This window comes from Kitasatospora sp. NPDC058965, assembly GCF_042741245.1.
Lineage (GTDB): Bacteria > Actinomycetota > Actinomycetes > Streptomycetales > Streptomycetaceae > Kitasatospora.
In genome coordinates, this window is the sequence record NZ_JBHYKG010000024.1 from 1 (window position 1) to 21,529 (window position 21,529).

The following is a 21,529-nucleotide window of genomic DNA, read 5'->3' on the forward strand; positions in this document are numbered from 1 at the left end:
CGCCGGGGGGCCCCCCCCGCGCCCGGCCCGCGGGCGGCCCCGACGGGGTGTCACCAGCCGCGCTCGCGCCACTCGGCCAGGTGCGGGCGCTCGGCCCCGAGCGTGGTGTCCTTGCCGTGGCCCGGGTAGACCCAGGACTCGTCCGGCAGCACGTCGAACAGCTTGGTGGTCACGTCGTCCAGCAGACTGGCGAAGGCGGCCGGGTCCTTCCAGGTGTTGCCGACCCCGCCCGGGAACAGGCAGTCGCCGGTGAAGACGTGCGGGTGGCCCTCCGGGTCGTCGTAGACCAGCGCGATCGAGCCGGGGGTGTGGCCGACCAGGTGGCGGGCGGTCAGCCCGACCTCGCCCACCCGGAGGGTGTCGCCGTCGGCCAGCGGCAGGTCGGTGGGGACCGGGATGCCCTCGGCGTCGAACCGCCCGGCCGCGGTGCGGGCGCCGGTGGCCGCCACCACCTCGGCCAGCGCGCCCCAGTGGTCCGGGTGGCGGTGGGTGGTGACCACGGTGGCCAGCCGCTCGCCGACCGTCTCCAGCAGCACCGGGGCGTCGGCGGCCGCGTCGATCAGCAGCTGCTCGTCGGTGGCGCGGCAGCGCAGCAGGTAGGCGTTGTTGTTCATCGGGCCGACCGCGACCTTGGTGATGATCAGATGGGCGAGTTCGCGCACATCGGGCCGGCCGCCGACGTGGACGTCTCCGTGGTAGCTCAAGACCTAACTCCTCACAAGCGGGTGGATACAGCGGAACGGACCGGGGGACACCCGGACATGATCCTCCGTCAGCCCATCGGGGGCAGTGCGGGCAGGGCGGCGCGCGGGTCGGTCAGCAGCCGGCCGTCCCGGTGCACCTGCAGCCCGTCGCCGTCGGCGCGCCCGGAGAGCCAGGCGAGCAGCGCCCGGACCGGGCCCTCCACCCGCAGCTGGAACGGGGCGTCGGCGGCCGCGCCGGTGCCCAGCAGGGCCCGGTCGCCGGTGTCCTCGGCGACCAGCTCGACGGCGGGCAGCCCGTCCAGGGTGGCGAACCGGCCGGCCAGCTTGCGGAACTCCGCGGTGGCGAAGCCGGCCGACCAGTGCGCGGGGGTGTACCCGGCGGCCAGGTCGACGTGGTGGTACTCCAGCTCGGCCAGCCGCTTCCAGGGCAGCTCGCAGGCGGGGAAGGTGTAGCCGTGCCGGTGCTTCAGCTCGGCCGACCAGGCGGCGGCGGGCAGTTCGGCGGCCGCCCCGGCCAGTCGGCCGGCGCTGGCCCGCAGGTCGTCCAGCTGCTCGGCCAGCGGGCGCGCGGCGCCCTGCTGGATGCCGTCCTCGCGGGCCTGCTCGCTGGCGTACTGCGGGACGTCCTCGCCGGTGCGGGCCGACCGGAGCAGGTTGACCAGCGAGTCGGCGTTGCGGGAGAGGTGGGCGAGCAGGTGGCCGCGGGTCCAGCCGGGCAGCGCGCAGGGCTCGGCCAGGGCCGCCGGGTCCAGCGCGGCGACGGTGTGCAGCAGGCGTTCGGTGGCCTCGTCCACCTCGCGCAGGGTGGTGGCGGCGGTCTCGGCGGGGGTGGTCATCAGATGGGCCTCCGGGTGGGCGTTGCCTTGCAGGGCCGGGCTCGTTGGACAGCCGAAGGCTATCGCCGGGCGCGCGGCCGGGCGGGCCCACGGGGGCGGTGCGGGCGGGTCCGGCCGGGGTGGCCGGGGCCGCGGTGGCCCGATTGTCAGTGGCATCCGGTTGACTCGGCGGGGCGTTCACTCGTCCGGGTGAGGTCCGTTGGACAAGCTCGATAATCGAACGCCTGAGCTATACGCTGATCGGCGACACTGGAGAAGCTGTCTTGTTTCCCGATCCCGGAGAAAGGCGCCAGTAGCAGTGGCCGACCGCCTCATCGTCCGCGGTGCTCGCGAGCACAACCTCAAGAACGTCTCGCTCGACCTCCCGCGGGACTCCCTGATCGTTTTCACGGGGCTCTCCGGCTCGGGCAAGTCCTCGCTGGCGTTCGACACGATCTTCGCCGAGGGCCAGCGCCGCTACGTCGAGTCGCTGTCCTCGTACGCCCGCCAGTTCCTCGGCCAGATGGACAAGCCGGACGTGGACTTCATCGAGGGCCTCTCGCCGGCCGTCTCGATCGACCAGAAGTCCACCAACCGCAACCCCCGCTCCACCGTGGGCACCATCACCGAGGTCTACGACTACCTGCGGCTGCTCTTCGCCCGGGTGGGCAAGCCGCACTGCCCGCACTGCGGGCGGCCGATCGCCAAGCAGTCCCCGCAGGCCATCGTCGACCAGGTGCTGAAGCTGACCGAGGGCACCAGGTTCCAGGTGCTCAGCCCGGTGGTGCGCGAGCGCAAGGGCGAGTTCGTCGACCTCTTCGCCGACCTGCAGTCCAAGGGCTACGCCCGGGCCCGGGTGGACGGCGAAACGGTCCAGCTGACCGACCCGCCCAAGCTGAAGAAGCAGGAGAAGCACACCGTCGAGGTGGTGATCGACCGCCTCACCGTGAAGGAGGGCGCCAAGCGCCGGCTGACCGACTCGGTGGAGACGGCGCTGAAGCTCTCCGGCGGCATGGTGGTGCTCGACTTCGTGGACCTCGACGCCGAGGACCCGGAGCGCGAGCGGATGTACTCCGAGCACCTCTACTGCCCGTACGACGACGTCTCCTTCGAGGAGCTGGAGCCGCGCTCGTTCTCCTTCAACTCCCCGTTCGGCGCCTGCCCCGAGTGCACCGGGCTCGGCAGCCGGATGGAGGTGGACCCGGAGCTGGTCGTCCCCGACGAGGAGAAGTCGCTGGACGAGGGGGCGATCCACCCCTGGACCGGCGGCCACATGAAGGAGTACTTCGGCCGGCTGATCGACGCGCTCGCCGGCGAGCTGGGCTTCCGCACCGACATCCCGTGGGCCGGCCTGCCGGCCCGGGCCAAGAAGGCGCTGCTCTACGGCCACAAGGCCAAGGTCGAGGTCCGCTACAACAACCGCTACGGCCGCGAGCGCTCCTACGTCACCGGCTTCGAGGGCGTGATCCCGTTCGTCCAGCGCCGGCACACCGAGGCCGAGACCGACTCGGGCCGGGAGCGGTTCGAGGGCTACATGCGCGAGGTCCCCTGCCCGGCCTGCGAGGGCACCCGGCTCAAGCCGGTGGTGCTCGCGGTCACCGTGCAGGGCAGGTCGATCGCCGAGGTCTCGGGGATGTCGATCAGCGACTGCGCCGACTTCCTGGGCGCGATGAAGCTGACCGCCCGGGACAAGAAGATCGCCGAGCGGGTCCTCAAGGAGGTCAACGAGCGGCTGCGCTTCCTGGTCGACGTCGGTCTGGACTACCTCTCGCTCAACCGTGCGGCCGGCACCCTGTCCGGCGGCGAGGCGCAGCGGATCCGGCTGGCCACCCAGATCGGCTCCGGCCTGGTCGGTGTCCTCTACGTGCTGGACGAGCCCTCGATCGGCCTGCACCAGCGCGACAACCACCGCCTGATCGAGACCCTGGTCCGGCTGCGCGACATCGGCAACACGCTGATCGTGGTCGAGCACGACGAGGACACCATCAAGACCGCGGACTGGGTGGTGGACATCGGCCCCGGCGCCGGCGAGCACGGCGGCACGGTGGTGCACTCCGGCGCGCTCAAGGAACTGCTGGACAACGCCGAATCGCTGACCGGCCAGTACCTCTCCGGCAAGCGCTCGATCCCGATCCCGGCGGTGCGCCGCCCGCGGGACAAGAAGCGCCAGATCACCGTGCACGGCGCCCGCGAGCACAACCTCAGGGACGTCACGGTCGGGTTCCCGCTGGGCACCTTCACCGCGATCACCGGTGTCTCGGGCTCCGGCAAGTCGACCCTGGTCAACGACATCCTCTACACCCACCTGGCCCGCGAGCTGAACGGCGCGCGCAGCGTGCCCGGCCGGCACACCCGGATCACCGGCACCGACCAGGTGGACAAGGTGGTGCACGTGGACCAGTCGCCGATCGGCCGCACCCCGCGCTCCAACCCGGCCACCTACACCGGCGTCTTCGACCACGTCCGCAAGCTCTTCGCGGAGACCACCGAGGCGAAGGTGCGCGGCTACCTGCAGGGCCGGTTCTCGTTCAACGTCAAGGGCGGCCGCTGCGAGAACTGCTCCGGCGACGGCACCATCAAGATCGAGATGAACTTCCTGCCGGACGTCTACGTCCCCTGCGAGGTCTGCCACGGGGCGCGGTACAACCGGGAGACGCTGGAGGTGCACTACAAGGGCAAGTCCATCGCCGAGGTGCTGGACATGCCGATCGAGGAGGCGCTGCACTTCTTCGAGGCGGTGCCCGCCATCGCCCGCCACCTGCGGACGCTGAACGACGTCGGCCTCGGCTACGTCCGGCTCGGCCAGAGCGCGCCCACGCTGTCCGGCGGCGAGGCGCAGCGCGTCAAGCTCGCCTCCGAACTGCAGAAGCGCTCCACCGGCCGGACCGTCTACGTGCTGGACGAGCCCACCACCGGTCTGCACTTCGAGGACATCAGCAAGCTGATCAAGGTGCTCTCCGGGCTGGTCGAGAAGGGCAACACGGTGATCGTCATCGAGCACAACCTCGATGTGATCAAGACCGCCGACTGGGTCGTGGACATGGGCCCGGAGGGCGGCAGCGGCGGCGGCACCGTGGTGGCCGAGGGCACCCCGGAGGAGATCGCCCGGGTGACGGCCAGTCACACCGGCAAGTTCCTGCGGGACATCCTCGGCGACCGGGTCACCGACGAGGCGCCGGTGCCCGCCCCGCGCAACGCGCGCAAGCGGGCCGCGGCCAAGAAGTAGCGGCGTCCGGCGGCCGGGACGGCGCGGATTAGACTGCCGCCGTTCCCAGCCGCCGTCCGTCGAGGAGAGCACACCATGTCCGAGGCCGCCGAGATGTCCACCACCTCCCGCCGCACCCTGCTCTGCTGCGGTGCGGCCGTGCTGGCGGGCGGCTCCGCCCTCGGCGTGGCGGGCTGCTCCTCCAGCTCGTCGGGCAGCACCACCACCGACGGCGCCGGCTCCGCCCCGTCCAAGAGCGCCGCCCCCGTCGAGGTGGGCGCCGCGGCGGACGTGCCGGTCGGCGGCGGCAAGGTCTTCCGCGACCAGCTGGTGGTGGTGACCCAGCCCACCGCCGGCCAGTACAAGGCGTTCAGCGCCCGCTGCACGCACGCCGGCTGCATCGTGGACCAGGTCAAGGACAACCAGATCCAGTGCCCCTGCCACGGCAGCCGGTTCAGCGTCACCGACGGCTCGGTGCAGGACGGTCCGGCCCCCAAGCCGCTGCCCTCCTACCCGGTCAGCGCGGAGAACGGCCGACTGGTGGTCCAGAAGTAGGGTTTCGATTGTCGGCAGCGCAGCACGAGGGGGACCGAAGATGGCTGACCCGTCCACCTACCGACCGGCGCCGGGGGCGATTCCGACCTCCCCCGGGGTCTACCGGTTCCGGGACGAGCACGGCCGGGTGATCTACGTGGGCAAGGCCAAGAGCCTGCGCCCACGGCTCTCCTCCTACTTCCAGGACCTGGCCAACCTGCACCCGCGCACCGCCACCATGGTCACCACGGCGGCCTCGGTGGAGTGGACCGTGGTCGGCACCGAGGTCGAGGCGCTCCAGCTGGAGTACTCCTGGATCAAGGAGTTCGACCCGCGGTTCAACGTCAAGTACCGCGACGACAAGAGCTACCCCGAACTCGCCGTCACGCTGAACGAGGAGTTCCCCCGGGTCCAGGTGATGCGCGGGGCGCACCGCAAGGGCGTGCGCTACTTCGGTCCCTACGGCCACGCCTGGGCGATCCGCGAGACGGTCGACCTGCTGCTGCGGGTCTTCCCGGTGCGCACCTGCTCCAACGGCGTCTTCAAGCGCGCCCAGCAGGTCGGCCGGCCCTGCCTGCTCGGCTACATCGGCAAGTGCGCGGCCCCCTGCGTGGGCCGGGTCTCCGCCGCCGACCACCGCGACCTGGCCGAGGAGTTCTGCGACTTCATGGCCGGCCGGACCGGCAACCACCTGCGGCGGCTGGAGCAGCAGATGCAGGAGGCCGCCGCCGAGCTGGAGTACGAGAAGGCCGCCCGGCTGCGCGACGACATCGAGGCGCTCAAGCGCGCGATGGAGAAGAACGCCGTGGTGCTGGCCGACGGCACCGACGCGGACCTGCTCGCCCTCGCCGAGGACGAGTTGGAGGCCGCGGTGCAGATCTTCCACGTCCGCGGCGGCCGGGTGCGCGGCCAGCGCGGCTGGGTCACCGACAAGGTGGAGGACGTGGACACCGCGGCCCTGGTGGAGCACGCGCTGCAGCAGCTCTACGGCGGCGACACCGCCCCCGTGCCGCGCGAGGTGCTGGTGCCGGCGCTGCCCGACCCGGTGGCCCCGGCCCAGGAGTGGCTCACCGGACTGCGCGGCGCCCAGGTGGACCTGCGGGTGCCGCAGCGCGGCGACAAGAAGGACCTGATGGAGACGGTCGCCCGCAACGCCCAGCAGGCGCTGGCGCTGCACAAGACCAGGCGGGCCTCCGACCTGACCACCCGCAGCCGCGCCCTGCAGGAGATCGCCGACGCGCTGGAGCTGGACTCGGTCCCGCTGCGGATCGAGTGCTTCGACATCTCCCACCTGCAGGGCGAGGACGTGGTCGCCTCCATGGTGGTCTTCGAGGACGGCCTGGCCCGCAAGAGCGAGTACCGCCGGTTCCAGATCAAGGGCTTCAGCGGCCAGGACGACGTCCGCTCGATGCACGAGGTGATCAGCCGCCGGTTCCGCCGCTACCTCCAGGAGCGCGAGCAGACGGGGGAGTGGGCGGTGCCCGAGGCCGAAGGCGAGGAGGACGGCCCGCGCACCGACGACGGCCGCCCCCGGCGGTTCGCCTACCCGCCCCAGCTGCTGGTGGTGGACGGCGGCCAGCCCCAGGTGGCCGCCGCCCGGCGCGCGCTGGACGAGCTGGGCATCGACGACGTCGCGCTGTGCGGCCTGGCCAAGCGGCTGGAGGAGGTCTGGCTGCCCGACCAGGACGACCCGGTGGTGCTGCCGCGCAGCAGCGAGGGCCTCTACCTGCTGCAGCGGGTGCGCGACGAGGCGCACCGGTTCGCCATCACCTACCAGCGTGGCAAGCGGGCCAAGCGGTTGACCGCCGGCGGCCTGGACGCGGTCCCGGGCCTGGGCGAGACCAGGCGCACCGCGCTGCTCAAGCACTTCGGCTCGGTGAAGAAGCTGCGGGCCGCCACGGTCGAGGAGATCTGCGAGGTCCCCGGGATCGGGCGGCGCACCGCGGAGACTGTTGTCGCGGCGTTGGCCTCCCGGACACCCACTGCCTTCGCGGTGAACACCGCGACAGGCGAGATCATGGACGACGACGCAGTGCACCAGGGAACGCAGAACACCGAGAGCGGGGAACCGAAGTGACAGTTTCCGACGAAGGGCGCGCCGCCCGGCCCGAGGCCGGCGACGAGACCGCCCCGGAGCTGGTGATCATCTCAGGAATGTCCGGGGCCGGCCGCAGCACGGCGGCCAAGTGCCTCGAGGACCTCGGCTGGTTCGTGGTCGACAACCTGCCGCCGGCGCTGATCCCGACCATGGTCGACCTGGGCGCCCGCTCCCAGGGCGCGGTGGCCCGGATCGGCGTGGTGATCGACGTCCGCGGCCGCCAGTTCTTCGACGACCTGCGCGCCTCGCTGGAGGAGCTGGACAAGCGCGGCACCCGGATGCGGATCGTCTACCTGGAGTCCAGCGACGACGTGCTGGTCCGCCGGTTCGAGTCGGTGCGCCGCCCGCACCCGCTGCAGGGCGACGCGCGGCTGGTGGACGGCATCGCCCGCGAGCGCGACCTGCTGCGCGAGCTGCGCGGCGAGGCCGACCTGGTGATCGACACCACCGACCTCAACGTGCACCAGCTGCGGGCCAAGCTGGACGCCCAGTTCGCCGACCACGACGAGCCCGAGCTGCGCTGCACCGTGATGAGTTTCGGGTTCAAGTACGGCCTGCCGGTCGACGCCGACCTGGTGGTCGACTGCCGCTTCCTGCCCAACCCGCACTGGGTCCCCGAGCTGCGCGCCAACACCGGCACGGACTCGGCGGTGGCCGACTACGTCTTCGCCCAGCCCGGCGCCCAGGAGTTCCTGGACGGTTACACCGATCTCCTGCGTATTGTCACCGAGGGTTATCGGCGGGAAGGTAAGCGCCACATGACCCTTGCCGTAGGCTGCACCGGTGGCAAGCATCGCAGCGTGGCCATGTCGGAGCGGCTGACGAAGCGTCTGATCGCCGAGGGCGTGGAAACGGTGCTGGTGCACCGCGACATGGGACGGGAGTAGCGGCGGTCCCCCAGCACCGCCGACCGGACAGGAACGTGGGGTAGGTGTGACGGGATACTCGCCAGGGCGGCAGATCCAGCACAAAGCCGCTGAGCGGGGATCCCCCGGCGCATCGAGAGCACCGCGGGGCACCGCGCCCCGGATCACCGCACTGGGCGGCGGCCAGGGGCTGTCCGCCTCGCTCTCGGCGCTGCGCCGGCTCACCTCCGACCTGACCGCGGTGGTCACCGTGGCCGACGACGGCGGCTCCAGCGGTCGGCTGCGCGCCGAGCTCGGCGTGCTGCCGCCCGGCGACCTGCGCAAGGCGCTGGCCGCGCTCTGCGGGGACGACGAGTGGGGCCGCACCTGGTCCGAGGTGATCCAGCAGCGCTTCTCCGGCACCGGCGAGCTCGGCGGCCACGCGGTCGGCAACCTGCTGATCGTGGCGCTGTGGGAGAAGCTCGGCGACCCGGTGCTGGCCCTGCAGTGGGTCGGCCGGCTGCTCAACGTGCAGGGCCGGGTGCTGCCGATGTCGGCAGTCCCGCTGGACATCGAGGCCCAGGTGCGCGGCCACGACCCGGCCCGGCCCGCCGCGGTCTCCGCGGTGCGCGGCCAGGCGAGCGTGGCCGTCACCCCGGGCACCGTGCAGTCGGTGCGGCTGCTGCCCGAGGAGCCGCCGGCGGTGCCGGAGGCGGTGAGCGCGGTGCTGGAGGCGGACTGGGTGGTGCTCGGTCCCGGCTCCTGGTTCACCAGCGTGCTGCCGCACCTGCTGGTGCCGGAGCTGGCCAAGGCCCTGGTGGAGACCAAGGCGCGCCGGCTGCTCTGCCTCAACCTGGCCCCGCAGCCGGGCGAGACCGAGGGCTTCACCCCGCAGCGTCACCTGGAGGTGATCGCCGACCACGCACCGGAGCTGGGCGTGGATGCGATCCTGGTGGACGAGCGAGCGGTCACCGGCGGCGCCTTCGGCGTCGCCGACCTGGCCGGGCTGCGCAGTGCCGCCGAACGGATGGGTGCGGCGCTGGTGCTCGACACGGTGGCCGCCAAGGACGGCAGCCCGCGACACGACCCGGAGCTTCTGGCCGCCGCGTACGACCGGATTTTCCGGACACATGGAAGGATCGGCCCATGGCGATGACGGCAGCGGTGAAGGACGAAATCTCGCGGCTCCCTGTCACCCGGGCCTGCTGTCGCAAGGCTGAGGTGTCGGCGATCCTGCGATTCGCGGGCGGACTGCACATTGTGAGCGGTCGGATCGTGATCGAGGCGGAGCTGGACACCGGCATTGCGGCCCGGCGGCTGCGCAAGGACCTGCTGGAGATCTTCGGCCACGCGTCCGAACTGGTGGTGATGGCCCCGAGCGGGCTGCGGCGCGGCAGCCGGTACGTGGTCCGGGTGATCAAGGACGGTGAGCTGCTGGCCCGGCAGACCGGGCTGGTGGACGGGCGGGGCCGGCCGATCCGGGGCCTGCCCCCGGCGGTGGTGTCCGGTGCGACGTGCGACGCCGAGGCGGCGTGGCGCGGGGCCTTCCTGGCCCACGGCTCGCTCACCGAGCCGGGCCGGTCCTCCTCGCTGGAGATCACCTGCCCCGGCTCCGAGGCGGCGCTGGCCCTGGTCGGTGCGGCCCGCCGGCTCGGCATCCCGGCCAAGGCCCGCGAGGTGCGCGGTGCGGACCGGGTGGTGATCCGGGACGGCGACGCGATCGGCGCGCTGCTCACCCGGCTCGGCGCGCACGAGTCGGTGCTGGCGTGGGAGGAGCGCCGGCTGCGCCGCGAGGTGCGGGCCACCGCCAACCGGCTGGCCAACTTCGACGACGCCAACCTGCGCCGCTCGGCCCGCGCGGCGGTGGCCGCCGGGGCCCGGGTGCAGCGGGCGCTGGAGATCCTGGGCGAGGAGGTGCCCGAGCACCTGGCCGCGGCCGGCCAGCTGCGGATGCAGCACAAGCAGGCCTCGCTGGAGGAGTTGGGCGCGCTCGCCGATCCGCCGCTGACCAAGGACGCGGTGGCCGGCCGGATCCGCCGCCTGCTGGCGATGGCCGACAAGCGCGCGATGGAGCTGGGACTGCCCAACACCGAGGCGAACCTGACGGAGGAAATGGCGCTCAACTGACCTCTGTGCCTGGCGTGGCGGTTGTGCCGCAATGTGGCCTACAACGCCACGCCAGGGGCTTGACCTGAGGGGGTGATGTGCTCTGGAACACCTCCGGGAGGTAGGGTCGTGGGTGGTCGGGGACATCCCATTTCCACCCCGTCGGCATAGCCCGGCGTACCTCAGAGGAGATCGGTAAGTGACGATCCGGGTAGGCATCAACGGATTCGGCCGCATCGGCCGGAATTTCTTCCGTGCGGTCAAGGCTCAGGGCGCGGACATCGAGATCGTGGGTGTCAACGACCTCACCGACACCAAGACCCTGGCTCACCTGCTCAAGTACGACTCCATCCTCGGCACCCTGCAGGCGGAGGTCAGCCACACCGCTGACTCCATCACCGTCGACGGCCACACCTTCAAGGTGATCGCCGAGCGCGACCCGGCCAACCTGCCCTGGGGCGAGCTCGCCGTGGACATCGTGATCGAGTCCACCGGCATCTTCACCAAGGCCGCCGACGCGAAGAAGCACGTCGCCGCCGGCGCCAAGAAGGTCATCATCTCCGCCCCGGCGACCGACGAAGACGTCACCATCGTCATGGGCGTGAACGACGACAAGTACGACGCCGCGAACCACACGGTCATCTCCAACGCCTCCTGCACCACCAACTGCGTGGCGCCGATGGCCAAGGTGCTGAACGAGAACTTCGGCATCGTCAAGGGCCTGATGACGACGGTGCACGCCTACACCAACGACCAGGTCACCCTGGACTTCCCGCACAAGGACCTGCGCCGCGCCCGCGCCGCCGCCCTGAACATCATCCCGACCTCCACCGGTGCCGCCAAGGCCACCGCGCTGGTGCTGCCGGAGCTGAAGGGCAAGCTGGACGGCACCTCGCTGCGCGTCCCGGTCCCGACCGGTTCGATCACCGACCTGGTGGTCACCCTGGAGCGCGACGTCACCATCGAGGAGGTCAACGCGGCCTTCCAGAAGGCGGCCGAGGGCGAGCTCAAGGGCATCCTGCAGTACACCGAGGACCCGATCGTCTCCTCCGACATCGTGAACTCGCCGTTCTCCACCATCTTCGACTCCCAGCTGACCATGGTCCAGGGCAACCAGGTCAAGGTCCTCGGCTGGTACGACAACGAGTGGGGCTACTCGAACCGGCTGGTCAACCTGACCTCCCTGGTCGGCAGCCAGCTCTGACGCAGCGACAGCTGACGTGAAGTGAGGTGTCAGGGCCCGGACGGCGGAACACCCGCCGTCCGGGCCCTGTCCCTGCGCGCACCCTCACCTCGCCCCTTCCCCCCCCCGGCGGCCCGGCGCTGTGCCGCCTGTTCAGCGCCACTCTCTCCCAGGAGACCGTAGACCGTGAAGACCATCGACGACCTCGAGGTGGCAGGCCAGCGGGTGTTCGTCCGCGCCGACCTCAACGTCCCGCTGAGCGGCGACACCATCACCGACGACGGCCGGATCCGCGCCGTCGCGCCGACCATCGCCGCGCTCCTGGAGCGCGGTGCCAAGGTGATCGTCGCCTCCCACCTCGGCCGCCCCAAGGGCGAGCCGGACCCCCAGTACTCGCTCGCGCCGGTCGCCGTGCGGCTGGGCGAGATCCTCGGCACGCCGGTGGCCTTCGCCACCGACACCGTGGGTGACAGCGCGAAGGCCACCGTCGCCGCCCTCGGCGACGGCGAGGTCACGCTGCTGGAGAACCTGCGCTTCAACGCCGGCGAGACCAGCAAGGACGAGGCCGAGCGCGGCGCGTTCGCCGACCGGCTGGCCGAGCTCGCCGACCTGTACGTCGGCGACGGCTTCGGCGCGGTGCACCGCAAGCACGCGTCGGTCTTCGACCTGCCGGCCCGGCTGCCGCACGCGGCCGGCCTGCTGATCGAGAAGGAGCTGGGCGTCCTCAAGCGCCTGACCGAGGACGTGGCGCGCCCCTACGTGGTGGTGCTCGGCGGCTCGAAGGTCTCCGACAAGGTCGGCGTGATCGACAACCTGCTGGGCAAGGCCGACCGGATCCTGATCGGCGGCGGCATGATGTTCACCTTCCTCAAGGCCCAGGGCCACGAGGTGGGCGCCTCGCTGCTGCAGGAGGACCAGATCCCGGTCGCCCAGGAGTACCTGGCGCGGGCCGCGGCCAACGGCGTCGAGTTCGTCATCCCGGTGGACACCGCGGTCAGCGGCGGGTTCCCGGACGTGAAGAACCGGGCGCCGGTCGAGGACTTCGCGGTGGTCGACGCGGACGCGATCCCGGCCGGCGCGCTCGGCCTGGACATCGGCCCGAAGACCGCGCAGCTGTTCGCCGAGAAGCTGGCCGACGCCAGGACCGTCTTCTGGAACGGCCCGATGGGCGTCTTCGAGCACCCGGCCTTCGCCGACGGCACCCGCGCGGTGGCCCAGGCGCTGCTGGACTCGGAGGCCTTCACCGTGGTCGGCGGCGGCGACTCGGCCGCGGCCGTGCGCATCCTCGGCTTCGACGAGACCAAGTTCGGACACATTTCGACCGGCGGCGGCGCGAGCCTGGAGTACCTGGAGGGCAAGACCCTTCCCGGTATCGCCGCACTGGAGGCCTGATCGCATGACTGAGCGTCTCCCGCTGATGGCGGGCAACTGGAAGATGAACCTCAACCACCTCGAGGCCATCCAGCACACCCAGAAGCTGGCGTTCGCGCTGGCCGACAAGGACTACGAGGCGGTCGAGGTCGCGGTGCTGACCCCGTTCACCGACCTGCGCTCGGTGCAGACCCTGGTGGACGGCGACAAGCTGAGGATCAAGTACGGCTCGCAGGACATCTCGGCGCACGACTCCGGTGCCTACACCGGCGAGATCTCCGGCCCGATGCTGTCCAAGCTGAAGTGCACCTACGCGGTGATCGGCCACTCGGAGCGGCGCCAGTACCACGGCGAGAACGAGGAGATCGTCAACGCCAAGGTGAAGGCGGCCTACCGCAGCGGGATCACCCCGATCCTGTGCGTGGGCGAGCCGCTGGAGATCCGCCGGGCCGGCACCCACGTCGAGTACACGCTGGCCCAGCTGGACGGCGCGCTGTCCGGGCTGCCGGCCGCGGACGCCGAGTCGATCGTCGTCGCCTACGAGCCGGTCTGGGCGATCGGCACCGGCGAGGTGGCCACCCCGGAGGACGCGCAGGAGGTCTGCGCCGCGATCCGGGTCCGGCTGGCCGAGCTGTACGACGCCGAGCTGGCCGGCAAGGTCCGCGTGCTGTACGGCGGTTCGATGAAGGCCGGGAACGTGGCCGGGCTGATGGCCAAGGCCGACATCGACGGCGGCCTGATCGGCGGCGCCTCGCTGGACGCCGACGAGTTCGTCAAGATCGTGCGCTACCGCGAGCAGGCGGTAGGCTAACGCGCCCCTGGCAACGTAGTCTTTGGGCCGGACCACCTCCCGGAGGTCCGGCCCTTCGCCTCCTGACCCAAACAGTACGAGAGAGTTGGTCCCGTCGTGGTTCTCGGGTTCTCGATTGCCCTGATCATCTTCAGCCTGCTGATGGTCCTCCTGGTGCTGCTGCACAAGGGTAAGGGCGGCGGTCTGTCCGACATGTTCGGTGGCGGCTCGATGTCCGCCGGCGGCGGTTCGGCGGTGGCCGAGCGCAACCTGGACCGGATCACCGTGATCGTCGGCCTGGGCTGGTTCGCCTGCATCGTCGTCCTCGGCCTGCTCATCAAGGTCAAGGGCTGATCCGGTCTCAGTTCCGCCAGCGGTGCGGACAGATCCTTATCAGCTCCGTACACTAGGACAACTTGCCACTGTCCGCAGCCGGCGGCCGGTTGGCAGCGCCTGGGCACATCCAGGCGGTTCTAAGGGCACGCAGGGAGTCAGACCGTGGCAAGTGGCAACGCCATCCGTGGCAGCAGGGTCGGGGCAGGCCCGATGGGCGAGGCGGAGCGCGGTGAGTCCGCTCCGCGCACCCGGATCTCCTTCTGGTGCGCCAACAAGCACGAGACGCGCCCCAGCTTCGCCGCCGAGGCCGTCATCCCGGACACCTGGGACTGCCCGCGCTGCGGGTTCCCGGCCGGGCAGGACGAGCACAACCCGCCGGCGCCGTCGCGCAACGAGCCGTACAAGACGCACCTGGCGTACGTCCGCGAGCGGCGCAGCGACGCGGACGGCGAGGCGATCCTGGCCGAGGCGCTGGCCAAGCTGCGCGGCGAGATCTGAGCGCGGCTCCGTCCTGAGGAGGTTTATGGGGTGGTGCACCGTTCGGTGCACCACCCCTTCGTGCTGCCGTTGACCGGCCGTCAGGCGGAGGCCGGCGGGTAGAGCTGCGGCGGCAGCTTGGCGGCCGCCGCGCGGTCCAGCAGCCACAGGGTGCGGGCCGTGCCGTAGGCGCCGGAGGCCGGGGCGAGCAGCTCGCCCGGGCCGGACAGCGCCAGCGCCACCGCGTCCGCCTTGTCCTCGCCGGCCGCCAGCAGCCAGACCTCGCGGGCCGCGCGGATGGCCGGCAGGGTCAGCGAGATCCGGGTCGGCGGCGGCTTCGGTGCCCCGCGCACCCCGACCACCGTGCGCGCGCTCTCCCGCACGCCCGGGTGCTCGGGGAAGAGCGAGGCCACGTGGGTGTCCGGTCCGACGCCGAGCAGCAGCACGTCGAAGGCGGGTACGCCGAAGCGGTCCTGCGGCCGTGCGGCCTTGGCCAGCTCCTCGGCGTACCGCTCGGCGGCGGCCTCCACGTCGGCGCCGTCCACCCCGTCCGAGGCGGGCATGAAGTGCACCCGCGCCGGGTCCAGCGGGACCCGCCCGAGCAGCTCGTCGGTGGCCTGCACCGCATTGCGCTCGGGGTCGGCCGACGGGACGAACCGCTCGTCGCCCCACCACAGGTCCAGCCGCGACCAGTCCACCGCGTCCCGGGCCGGGGACGCGGCGATCGCGGCCATCAGGGCGTTGCCGTTGCGCCCGCCGGTGAGCACCACGGAGGCGGTGCCCCGGGCGGCCTGGGCGTCGACGATCCGGGTGATCAGTCGCGCCGCGGCCGCCTGGGCCATCAGCTCCTTGTCGCGGTGCACCACCAGCTGCGGGACCGCGGCGGTCATGCCTTGGTCCGCTTCCGGTTGGCGGTCTTCTTCGGCTCCTCCGCCTGCTCCTGCGGGTCGGCCCCGACCTCGTCGGGGATCCCGGCCGGAGCCGGGGCGGCGGCCCGCTCGACCAGCTTGCTGACACCGGTGCGCACCGCGGCGGCGTAGATGTCGTCCGGGTCGAGCCGGCGCAGCTCCTCGGCGATCAGCTCGGCGGTCTCGCGGCGCTTGAGCGCCACGATCCGGTCCGGCGCGCCGGGGATGGACAGGGTGCCCATCAGTCCGTCCGGCCGGTCCAGCACGATGTCGCCGTCCTTGGTGCGCATCCGCACCGCGGTGATGCCGGGGCCGTCGGTGACCACCCGCTCCACCGGGACCTTGAGCCGGTCGTGCAGCCACAGGCCGAGCAGCTCGACGCTGGGGTTGTACGACTCGCCCTCGACCACCGCGGAGGTCACCTTGGTCGGCCGCTGGTCCAGCGCGGCGGCCAGCATCGAGCGCCAGCCGGTGATCCGGGTCCAGGCCAGGTCGGTGTCACCGGGGTTGTAGCTCTCGGCGCGCACCGCGAGCTGCTCCACCGGCGACTCGGCGGTGACCGCGTCGGTGATCCGGCGCTGGGCGATCGCACCCAGCGGGTCCTGCGCGGCGTGCAGCGGCGCGTTCTCCGGCCACCAGACCACCACCGGGGCGTCCGGCAGCAGCAGCGGCAGCACCACGGACTGCGCGTGCGAGACCAGCTCGCCGTGCATCCGCAGCACCACCGTCTCGCCGGAGCCGGCGTCCGAGCCGACCAGGATCTCGGCGTCCAGCCTGGTCCCGGCGCGGGCCCGGGGGGACCGCCCGGCCCGCTTGACCACCGCGAGGATCCGCGAGGGGTGCTCGCGGGACGCGTCGTTCGCCGCCCGCAGGGCGTCGTAGGCGCTGCCCTCGTCGGTCACGATGACCAGGGTCAGGACCATCCCGGCGGCGGTGGCACCGCTGGCCCGCCGGGCGTCCATCAGGGCGTTGTTGATCTTGCTGGACGTGGTGTTCGTCAGGTCGATCTTCATGGCCGGCGCCAGCTCCTGCCGTCTCGTGCGAGCATCTCGTCCGCCTCGGCCGGGCCCCAGGTGCCGGCCGGGTACTGCGCGGGCTTGCCGTGCTGATCCCAGTACTTCTCGATCGGGTCGAGGATCTCCCAGGAGAGCTCGACCTCCTGGTGGCGCGGGAACAGGTTCGCGTCACCCAGCAGCACGTCCAGGATCAGCCGCTCGTAGGCCTCCGGGCTGGACTCGGTGAACGACTCGCCGTAGGCGAAGTCCATCGTCACGTCCCGCACCTCGAACGAGGTGCCCGGCACCTTGGAGCCGAACCGCACGGTGACGCCCTCGTCCGGCTGCACCCGGATGACCAGGGCGTTCTGCCCCAGCTCCTCGGTCGCGTAGGAGTCGAACGGCAGGTACGGCGCGCGCTGGAAGACCACCGCGATCTCGGTGACCCGGCGGCCCAGCCGCTTGCCGGTGCGCAGGTAGAACGGCACCCCGGCCCAGCGGCGGTTGTTGATCTCCAGCTTGATCGCCGCGTAGGTGTCGGTCTTGGACTCGGGGTTGATGCCGTCCTCGTCCAGGTAGCCGACCACCTCCTCGCCGCCCTGCCAGCCGCTCGCGTACTGGCCGCGGACGGTGTGCTTGCCGAGGTCCTTGGGCAGCTGCACGGCGCTGAGCACCTTGAGCTTCTCCGCCACCAGGGCCTTGGGGTGGAACGAGGCGGGCTCCTCGATGGCGGTCAGCGCCATCAGCTGGAGCAGGTGGTTCTGGATCACGTCACGGGCCGAGCCGATGCCGTCGTAGTACCCGGCCCGGCCGCCGATGCCGATGTCCTCGGCCATGGTGATCTGCACGTGGTCCACGTAGGACCGGTTCCAGATCGGCTCGAACATCTGGTTGGCGAAGCGCAGCGCCAGGATGTTCTGGACCGTCTCCTTGCCCAGGTAGTGGTCGATCCGGAACACCTCGTCCCGGGGGAAGACCTCGTGCACGACCTTGTTCAGCTCCTGGGCGCTGGCCAGGTCGTGGCCGAACGGCTTCTCGATCACCGCGCGGCGCCAGGAGCCCTCCGGCGGGTCGGCCAGGCCGTGCTTCTTCAGCTGCTGGACGACCGTCGGGAAGAACTTCGGCGGCACCGACAGGTAGAAGGCGAAGTTGCCGCTGGTGCCCTGGGCCTTGTCCAGGTCCTCGATGGTCTGGCGCAGGGTCTCGAAGGCCTCGTCGTCGTCGAAGGTGCCCTGGACGAACCGCATGCCCTTGGCGAGCTGCTCCCAGACCTCCTCGCGGAAGGGGGTGCGGGCGTGCTCCTTGACGGCGTCGTGCACCTCCTTCGCGAAGTCCTCGTGCTCCCACTCGCGGCGGGCGAAGCCCACCAGCGAGAAACCCGGCGGCAGCAGACCGCGGTTGGCCAGGTCGTAGATGGCCGGCATCAGCTTCTTGCGGGACAGGTCCCCGGTGACGCCGAAGATGACCAGGCCGGACGGGCCGGCGATGCGCGGCAGTCGGCGGTCGGCCGGGTCGCGCAGCGGGTTGGCCGGGTGCTGCGGGGTCGTGCCCTGCACCTCGGTCCCCTCAAGGTCGGGAAATGCCTGTGGATTGCTCACTGCTGGCTCCGCTTCCAGATCCGTAGAGCAGGGGTCACTTACCGGCGGCGAACGAGGCGAGCGAGGCGGTCACCGTGTCGAGGAGCTCCTGCCAGGAGACCTCGAACTTGCTGACGCCCTCGTCCTCCAGGACCTGCACCACGTCGTCGTAGTCGACGCCCACCGCGGCCAGCGCGTCGAGCACGCCCTGCGCGTCGGCGTAGGCGCCGGTGATGGTGTCGCCGGTCACCGTGCCGTGGTCGCCGGTGGCGTCCAGGGTGGCCTCGGGCATCGTGTTGACGGTGCCGGGCGCGACCAGCTCGGTCACGTACAGGGTGTCCGGCAGGGCCGGGTCCTTGACCCCGGTGGAGGCCCAGAGCGGGCGCTGCGGCTTGGCGCCGGCCGCCTCCAGGGCCTTCCAGCGGTCGGAGGCCGGCGTCTTGCCGTCCACCGAGCCGAAGACCTCCTCGTACGCCTGGTAGGCGAGGCGGGCGTTGGCGAGGGCGGCCTTGGAGCGCAGCGCCTTGGCCTCGTCGGTGCCGATCGCGTCCAGGCGCTTGTCGATCTCGGTGTCCACCCGGGAGACGAAGAACGAGGCGACCGACTCGATCGAGGACAGGTCGATGCCCTTGCCCTTGGCCTGCTCCAGGCCGGTCAGGAAGGCGTCGATGACGGCCTTGTAGCGGTCGAGGGAGAAGATCAGCGTGACGTTGACGCTGATGCCCCGGCCGATCACCTCGCTGATCGCGGGCAGGCCGGCCCTGGTGGCCGGGATCTTGATGAACACGTTGGGGCGGTCGACCAGCCACCACAGCTGCTTGGCCTCGGCCACGGTGGGAGCGGTCTGGTGGGCCAGGCGCGGGTCGACCTCGATCGAGACCCGGCCGTCGCGGCCGTTGCTGGCGTCGTAGACCGGGCGCAGCACGTCGGCCGCGTCCCGCACGTCGGAGGTGGTGATCATGCGGATCGCCTCGTCGGTGGTGACCTGGCGGACCGCCAGGTCGCGCAGCTGGCCGTCGTAGGAGGTGTCGCCGCTGCCGGCGATGGCCTTCTGGAAGATGGTCGGGTTGGTGGTGACCCCGACGACGTGCTTGCTCTGGACGAGCTCGGCCAGGTTGCCGGTGTTCAGCCGGGTCCGGCTCAGGTCGTCCAGCCAGATCGCCACGCCTTCGTCGCTGAGGCGCTTCAGTGCGTCAGTCATGCTCAGTCAGTCCTTCGAATTCTGTCGGTGCTTCGACGGGCGGGCGGGTTCAGCGGGTGACGGCTTCGAGCGAGCGCAGCGACTTGTGCGCGGCGTGCGCCACGGCCTCGGCGGTGATGCCGAACTCGCGGTAGAGCACCTGGTAGTCCGCGGAGGCGCCGAAGTGCTCCAGGCTGACGATCCGGCCGTGGTCGCCGACCAGTTCGCGCCAGCCCTGGGCGATGCCGGCCTCGACCGAGACGCGGGCCTTGACCGCCGGGGGCAGCACCTGGTCGCGGTAGGCCTGGTCCTGCTCGTTGAACCACTCCACCGAGGGCATCGAGACCACGCGGGTGGCGATGCCCTCCGCCTCCAGGGTCTCGCGCGCCTGCATGGCGAGCTGCACCTCGGAGCCGGTGCCGATCAGGATCACCTGCGGCACGCCGTCGGAGGCGTCGGCCAGCACGTAGCCGCCCTTGGCCGCGCCGTCGGCCGAGCCGTAGACCTCGCGGTCCCAGGTCGGCACGCCCTGGCGGGTCAGCGCCAGGCCGACCGGGCCGGGGTGGGTGGTGTGGCGCTCCAGCACGGTGCGCCACACGACGGCGGTCTCGTTGGCGTCGGCCGGGCGGACCACGGACAGGCCCGGGATCGCGCGCAGCGCGGCCAGGTGCTCCACCGGCTGGTGGGTCGGGCCGTCCTCGCCCAGGCCGATCGAGTCGTGCGTCCAGACGTAGGTGACCGGCAGTTTCATCAGCGCGGCCAGGCGCACCGCCGGGCGCATGTAGTCGGAGAAGACCAGGAAGGTGCCGCCGTACACGCGGGTCCGGCCGTGCAGCGCGATGCCGTTCATGGTCGAGCCCATGGCGTGCTCGCGGATGCCGAAGTGGATGGTCCGCCCGTACGGGTGGGCGCCCTTGAGCGCGTTGCCCACCGGCAGGAAGGAGCTCTCCTCGTCGATGGTGGTCAGGTTCGACTCGGCCAGGTCGGCCGAGCCGCCCCACAGCTCGGGGATCGCCGCGCCGAACGCCTTGAGGGTGTCGCCGCTGGCCTTGCGGGTCGCCACGTCCTTGCCGGCCGGGAAGACCGGCAGCAGCTTCTTCCACCCGTTGGGCAGCTCGCCGGCCTGGATCCGGTCGAACTCCGCGGCCCGGGTCGGGTTCGCCTCGCGCCAGGCCAGGTAGGACTTCTCCCACTCGGCACGGGCGGCCTTGCCGCGCTGGATCACCTGGCGGGCGTGCGAGAGGACCTCCTCGCCGACCTCGAAGGTGCGCTCGGGGTCGAAGCCCAGCACCTTCTTGGTGGCGGCGATCTCGGCGGCGCCCAGCGCCGAGCCGTGCGCCTTGGCGGTGTTCTGCGCGTCCGGGGCCGGCCAGGCGATGATGGTGCGCATCGCGATCAGCGACGGGCGCCCGGTCTCGGCCTTGGCGGCGGCCAGCGCGGCGGCCAGCTCCTGCACGTCCACGTCGCCGTTGGGCTTCTGCTCGATCCGCTGCACGTGCCAGCCGTAGGCGGCGTAGCGGGCCAGCACGTCCTCGGAGAACGCGGTCTGGGTGCTGCCCTCGATCGAGATGTGGTTGTCGTCGTAGAGCGCGACCAGGTTGCCCAGCTTCTGGTGGCCGGCCAGCGAGGAGGCCTCGGCGGAGATGCCCTCCTCCAGGTCGCCGTCGGAGACGATCGCCCAGATCGTGTGGTCGAACGGCGAGGCGCCGGCCGGCGCCTCGGGGTCGAACAGGCCGCGCTCGTAGCGGGCCGCCATCGCCATGCCGACCGCGTTCGCGATGCCCTGGCCGAGCGGACCGGTGGTGGTCTCCACGCCCGCGGTGTGGCCGTGCTCGGGGTGGCCCGGGGTGCGGCTGCCGGCCACCCGGAACGACTTCAGGTCGTCCAGCTCCAGGCCGTAGCCGGAGAAGAACAGCTGGGTGTACAGCGTCATGCTGGTGTGCCCCGGGGACAGCACGAAGCGGTCCCGGCCTGCCCAGTTGGGGTCGGTGGGGTCGTGGCGCAGGAAGCGCTGGAAGATCACGTAGGCGGCCGGAGCCAGCGCCATGGCGGTGCCGGGGTGCCCGTTTCCGACCTTCTGCACCGCGTCCATGGCCAGGACTCGTGCGGTGTCCACAGTGCGCTCGTCGAGAGCGGTCCACTCGAATGCGTTCGTCGGCGTCGTGCTCACCCTTCTCAGGGCTCCTTCCGTATTGAGGTATGACCCCGTGAAGGGACCGGGTCCGGCCACGTCGCTGTGGTCCTGACGCTAGATCGTGCCCGGTCACGGAGGGTTGATCCCGCTTCGAGGCCGAGCCTACCGTCAGAGCCGGGGCGCGCCTTCCGTACGGGGACAATCGGGAGTTTCGTCCCCGGTATTCCTTCCGTACTGTGCGGAGTGCGCCGGGCAGGCGCCACCCGCCGTC

At 71.6% G+C, this 21,529-nt stretch carries 18 protein-coding genes; 11 read left to right on the forward strand and 7 right to left on the reverse strand.

The genetic code is table 11. The features are described from left to right. Positions 1–50 precede the first annotated feature (50 nt). The gene (locus ACFW1A_RS06725; RefSeq protein WP_380405299.1) at positions 51–704 is read right to left on the reverse strand and encodes an MBL fold metallo-hydrolase; all 654 of its coding nucleotides are present in this window, start codon (positions 702–704) and stop codon (positions 51–53) included. Between the two features lie 68 nt (positions 705–772). Further along, positions 773–1,540, reverse strand: coding sequence for a maleylpyruvate isomerase family mycothiol-dependent enzyme (locus tag ACFW1A_RS06730; protein ID WP_380405302.1), 768 nt, complete (start codon positions 1,538–1,540; stop codon positions 773–775). 298 nt (positions 1,541–1,838) lie between these two features. On the opposite strand from ACFW1A_RS06730, the gene uvrA reads away from it, so the two are divergent. From uvrA to ACFW1A_RS06785, 11 genes are all read left to right on the forward strand, one after another. Beyond that, positions 1,839–4,745, forward strand: coding sequence for an excinuclease ABC subunit UvrA (gene uvrA / locus ACFW1A_RS06735; protein WP_380405305.1), 2,907 nt, complete (start codon positions 1,839–1,841; stop codon positions 4,743–4,745). Between the two features lie 75 nt (positions 4,746–4,820). Then, a complete protein-coding gene (locus ACFW1A_RS06740) occupies positions 4,821–5,279 on the forward strand; it encodes a Rieske (2Fe-2S) protein (protein WP_380405308.1) in 459 nt (152 codons plus the stop codon). 40 nt (positions 5,280–5,319) lie between these two features. Further along, positions 5,320–7,335, forward strand: a complete 2,016-nt coding sequence (gene uvrC, locus ACFW1A_RS06745) for an excinuclease ABC subunit UvrC (protein ID WP_380405311.1) — start codon at positions 5,320–5,322, stop codon at positions 7,333–7,335. Beyond that, the gene (rapZ, locus tag ACFW1A_RS06750) at positions 7,332–8,243 is read left to right on the forward strand and encodes an RNase adapter RapZ (RefSeq protein WP_380405314.1); all 912 of its coding nucleotides are present in this window, start codon (positions 7,332–7,334) and stop codon (positions 8,241–8,243) included. The genes uvrC and rapZ overlap by 4 nt, the downstream gene beginning before the upstream one ends. A gap of 73 nt (positions 8,244–8,316) precedes the next feature. Continuing rightward, the gene (yvcK, locus tag ACFW1A_RS06755; RefSeq protein WP_380405420.1) at positions 8,317–9,357 is read left to right on the forward strand and encodes a uridine diphosphate-N-acetylglucosamine-binding protein YvcK; all 1,041 of its coding nucleotides are present in this window, start codon (positions 8,317–8,319) and stop codon (positions 9,355–9,357) included. Continuing rightward, positions 9,348–10,328 carry a DNA-binding protein WhiA gene (whiA, locus tag ACFW1A_RS06760; protein ID WP_380405317.1) on the forward strand — a complete coding sequence of 327 codons (981 nt, stop codon included), beginning with the start codon at positions 9,348–9,350 and terminating at the stop codon, positions 10,326–10,328. Before yvcK ends, whiA begins: the two co-directional genes overlap by 10 nt. A 178-nt stretch (positions 10,329–10,506) precedes the next feature. Beyond that, a complete protein-coding gene (gene gap, locus ACFW1A_RS06765; protein ID WP_380405320.1) occupies positions 10,507–11,511 on the forward strand; it encodes a type I glyceraldehyde-3-phosphate dehydrogenase in 1,005 nt (334 codons plus the stop codon). 165 nt (positions 11,512–11,676) lie between these two features. Next, a complete protein-coding gene (locus ACFW1A_RS06770) occupies positions 11,677–12,882 on the forward strand; it encodes a phosphoglycerate kinase (RefSeq protein ID WP_380405322.1) in 1,206 nt (401 codons plus the stop codon). Positions 12,883–12,886: 4 nt separating this feature from the next. Continuing rightward, positions 12,887–13,672, forward strand: a complete 786-nt coding sequence (gene tpiA, locus ACFW1A_RS06775) for a triose-phosphate isomerase (protein ID WP_380405325.1) — start codon at positions 12,887–12,889, stop codon at positions 13,670–13,672. 96 nt (positions 13,673–13,768) lie between these two features. Then, complete coding sequence (gene secG / locus ACFW1A_RS06780) at positions 13,769–14,005, forward strand: preprotein translocase subunit SecG (protein WP_380405328.1); 237 nt, start codon at positions 13,769–13,771, stop codon at positions 14,003–14,005. Positions 14,006–14,149: 144 nt separating this feature from the next. Further along, positions 14,150–14,485, forward strand: a complete 336-nt coding sequence (locus ACFW1A_RS06785) for an RNA polymerase-binding protein RbpA (RefSeq protein ID WP_380405331.1) — start codon at positions 14,150–14,152, stop codon at positions 14,483–14,485. 80 nt (positions 14,486–14,565) lie between these two features. Here the strand turns inward: ACFW1A_RS06785 and pgl are convergent, their stop codons facing one another. The 5 genes from pgl to tkt all read right to left on the reverse strand — a co-directional run bounded on the left by pgl (position 14,566) and on the right by tkt (position 21,294). After that, complete coding sequence (pgl, locus tag ACFW1A_RS06790) at positions 14,566–15,354, reverse strand: 6-phosphogluconolactonase (protein ID WP_380405333.1); 789 nt, start codon at positions 15,352–15,354, stop codon at positions 14,566–14,568. After that, entirely contained in the window at positions 15,351–16,385 is a 1,035-nt protein-coding gene (opcA, locus tag ACFW1A_RS06795) for a glucose-6-phosphate dehydrogenase assembly protein OpcA (RefSeq protein WP_380405336.1), read from the reverse strand. Before opcA ends, pgl begins: the two co-directional genes overlap by 4 nt. After that, entirely contained in the window at positions 16,382–17,923 is a 1,542-nt protein-coding gene (gene zwf / locus ACFW1A_RS06800) for a glucose-6-phosphate dehydrogenase (RefSeq protein ID WP_380405423.1), read from the reverse strand. The genes opcA and zwf overlap by 4 nt, the downstream gene beginning before the upstream one ends. Before the next feature lie 76 nt (positions 17,924–17,999). Continuing rightward, on the reverse strand, positions 18,000–19,145 hold the full coding sequence (gene tal, locus ACFW1A_RS06805; protein ID WP_380405339.1) for a transaldolase: 1,146 nt from the start codon (positions 19,143–19,145) through the stop codon (positions 18,000–18,002). Positions 19,146–19,194: 49 nt separating this feature from the next. Beyond that, complete coding sequence (tkt, locus tag ACFW1A_RS06810) at positions 19,195–21,294, reverse strand: transketolase (protein WP_380405342.1); 2,100 nt, start codon at positions 21,292–21,294, stop codon at positions 19,195–19,197. Positions 21,295–21,529: the final 235 nt, after the last annotated feature.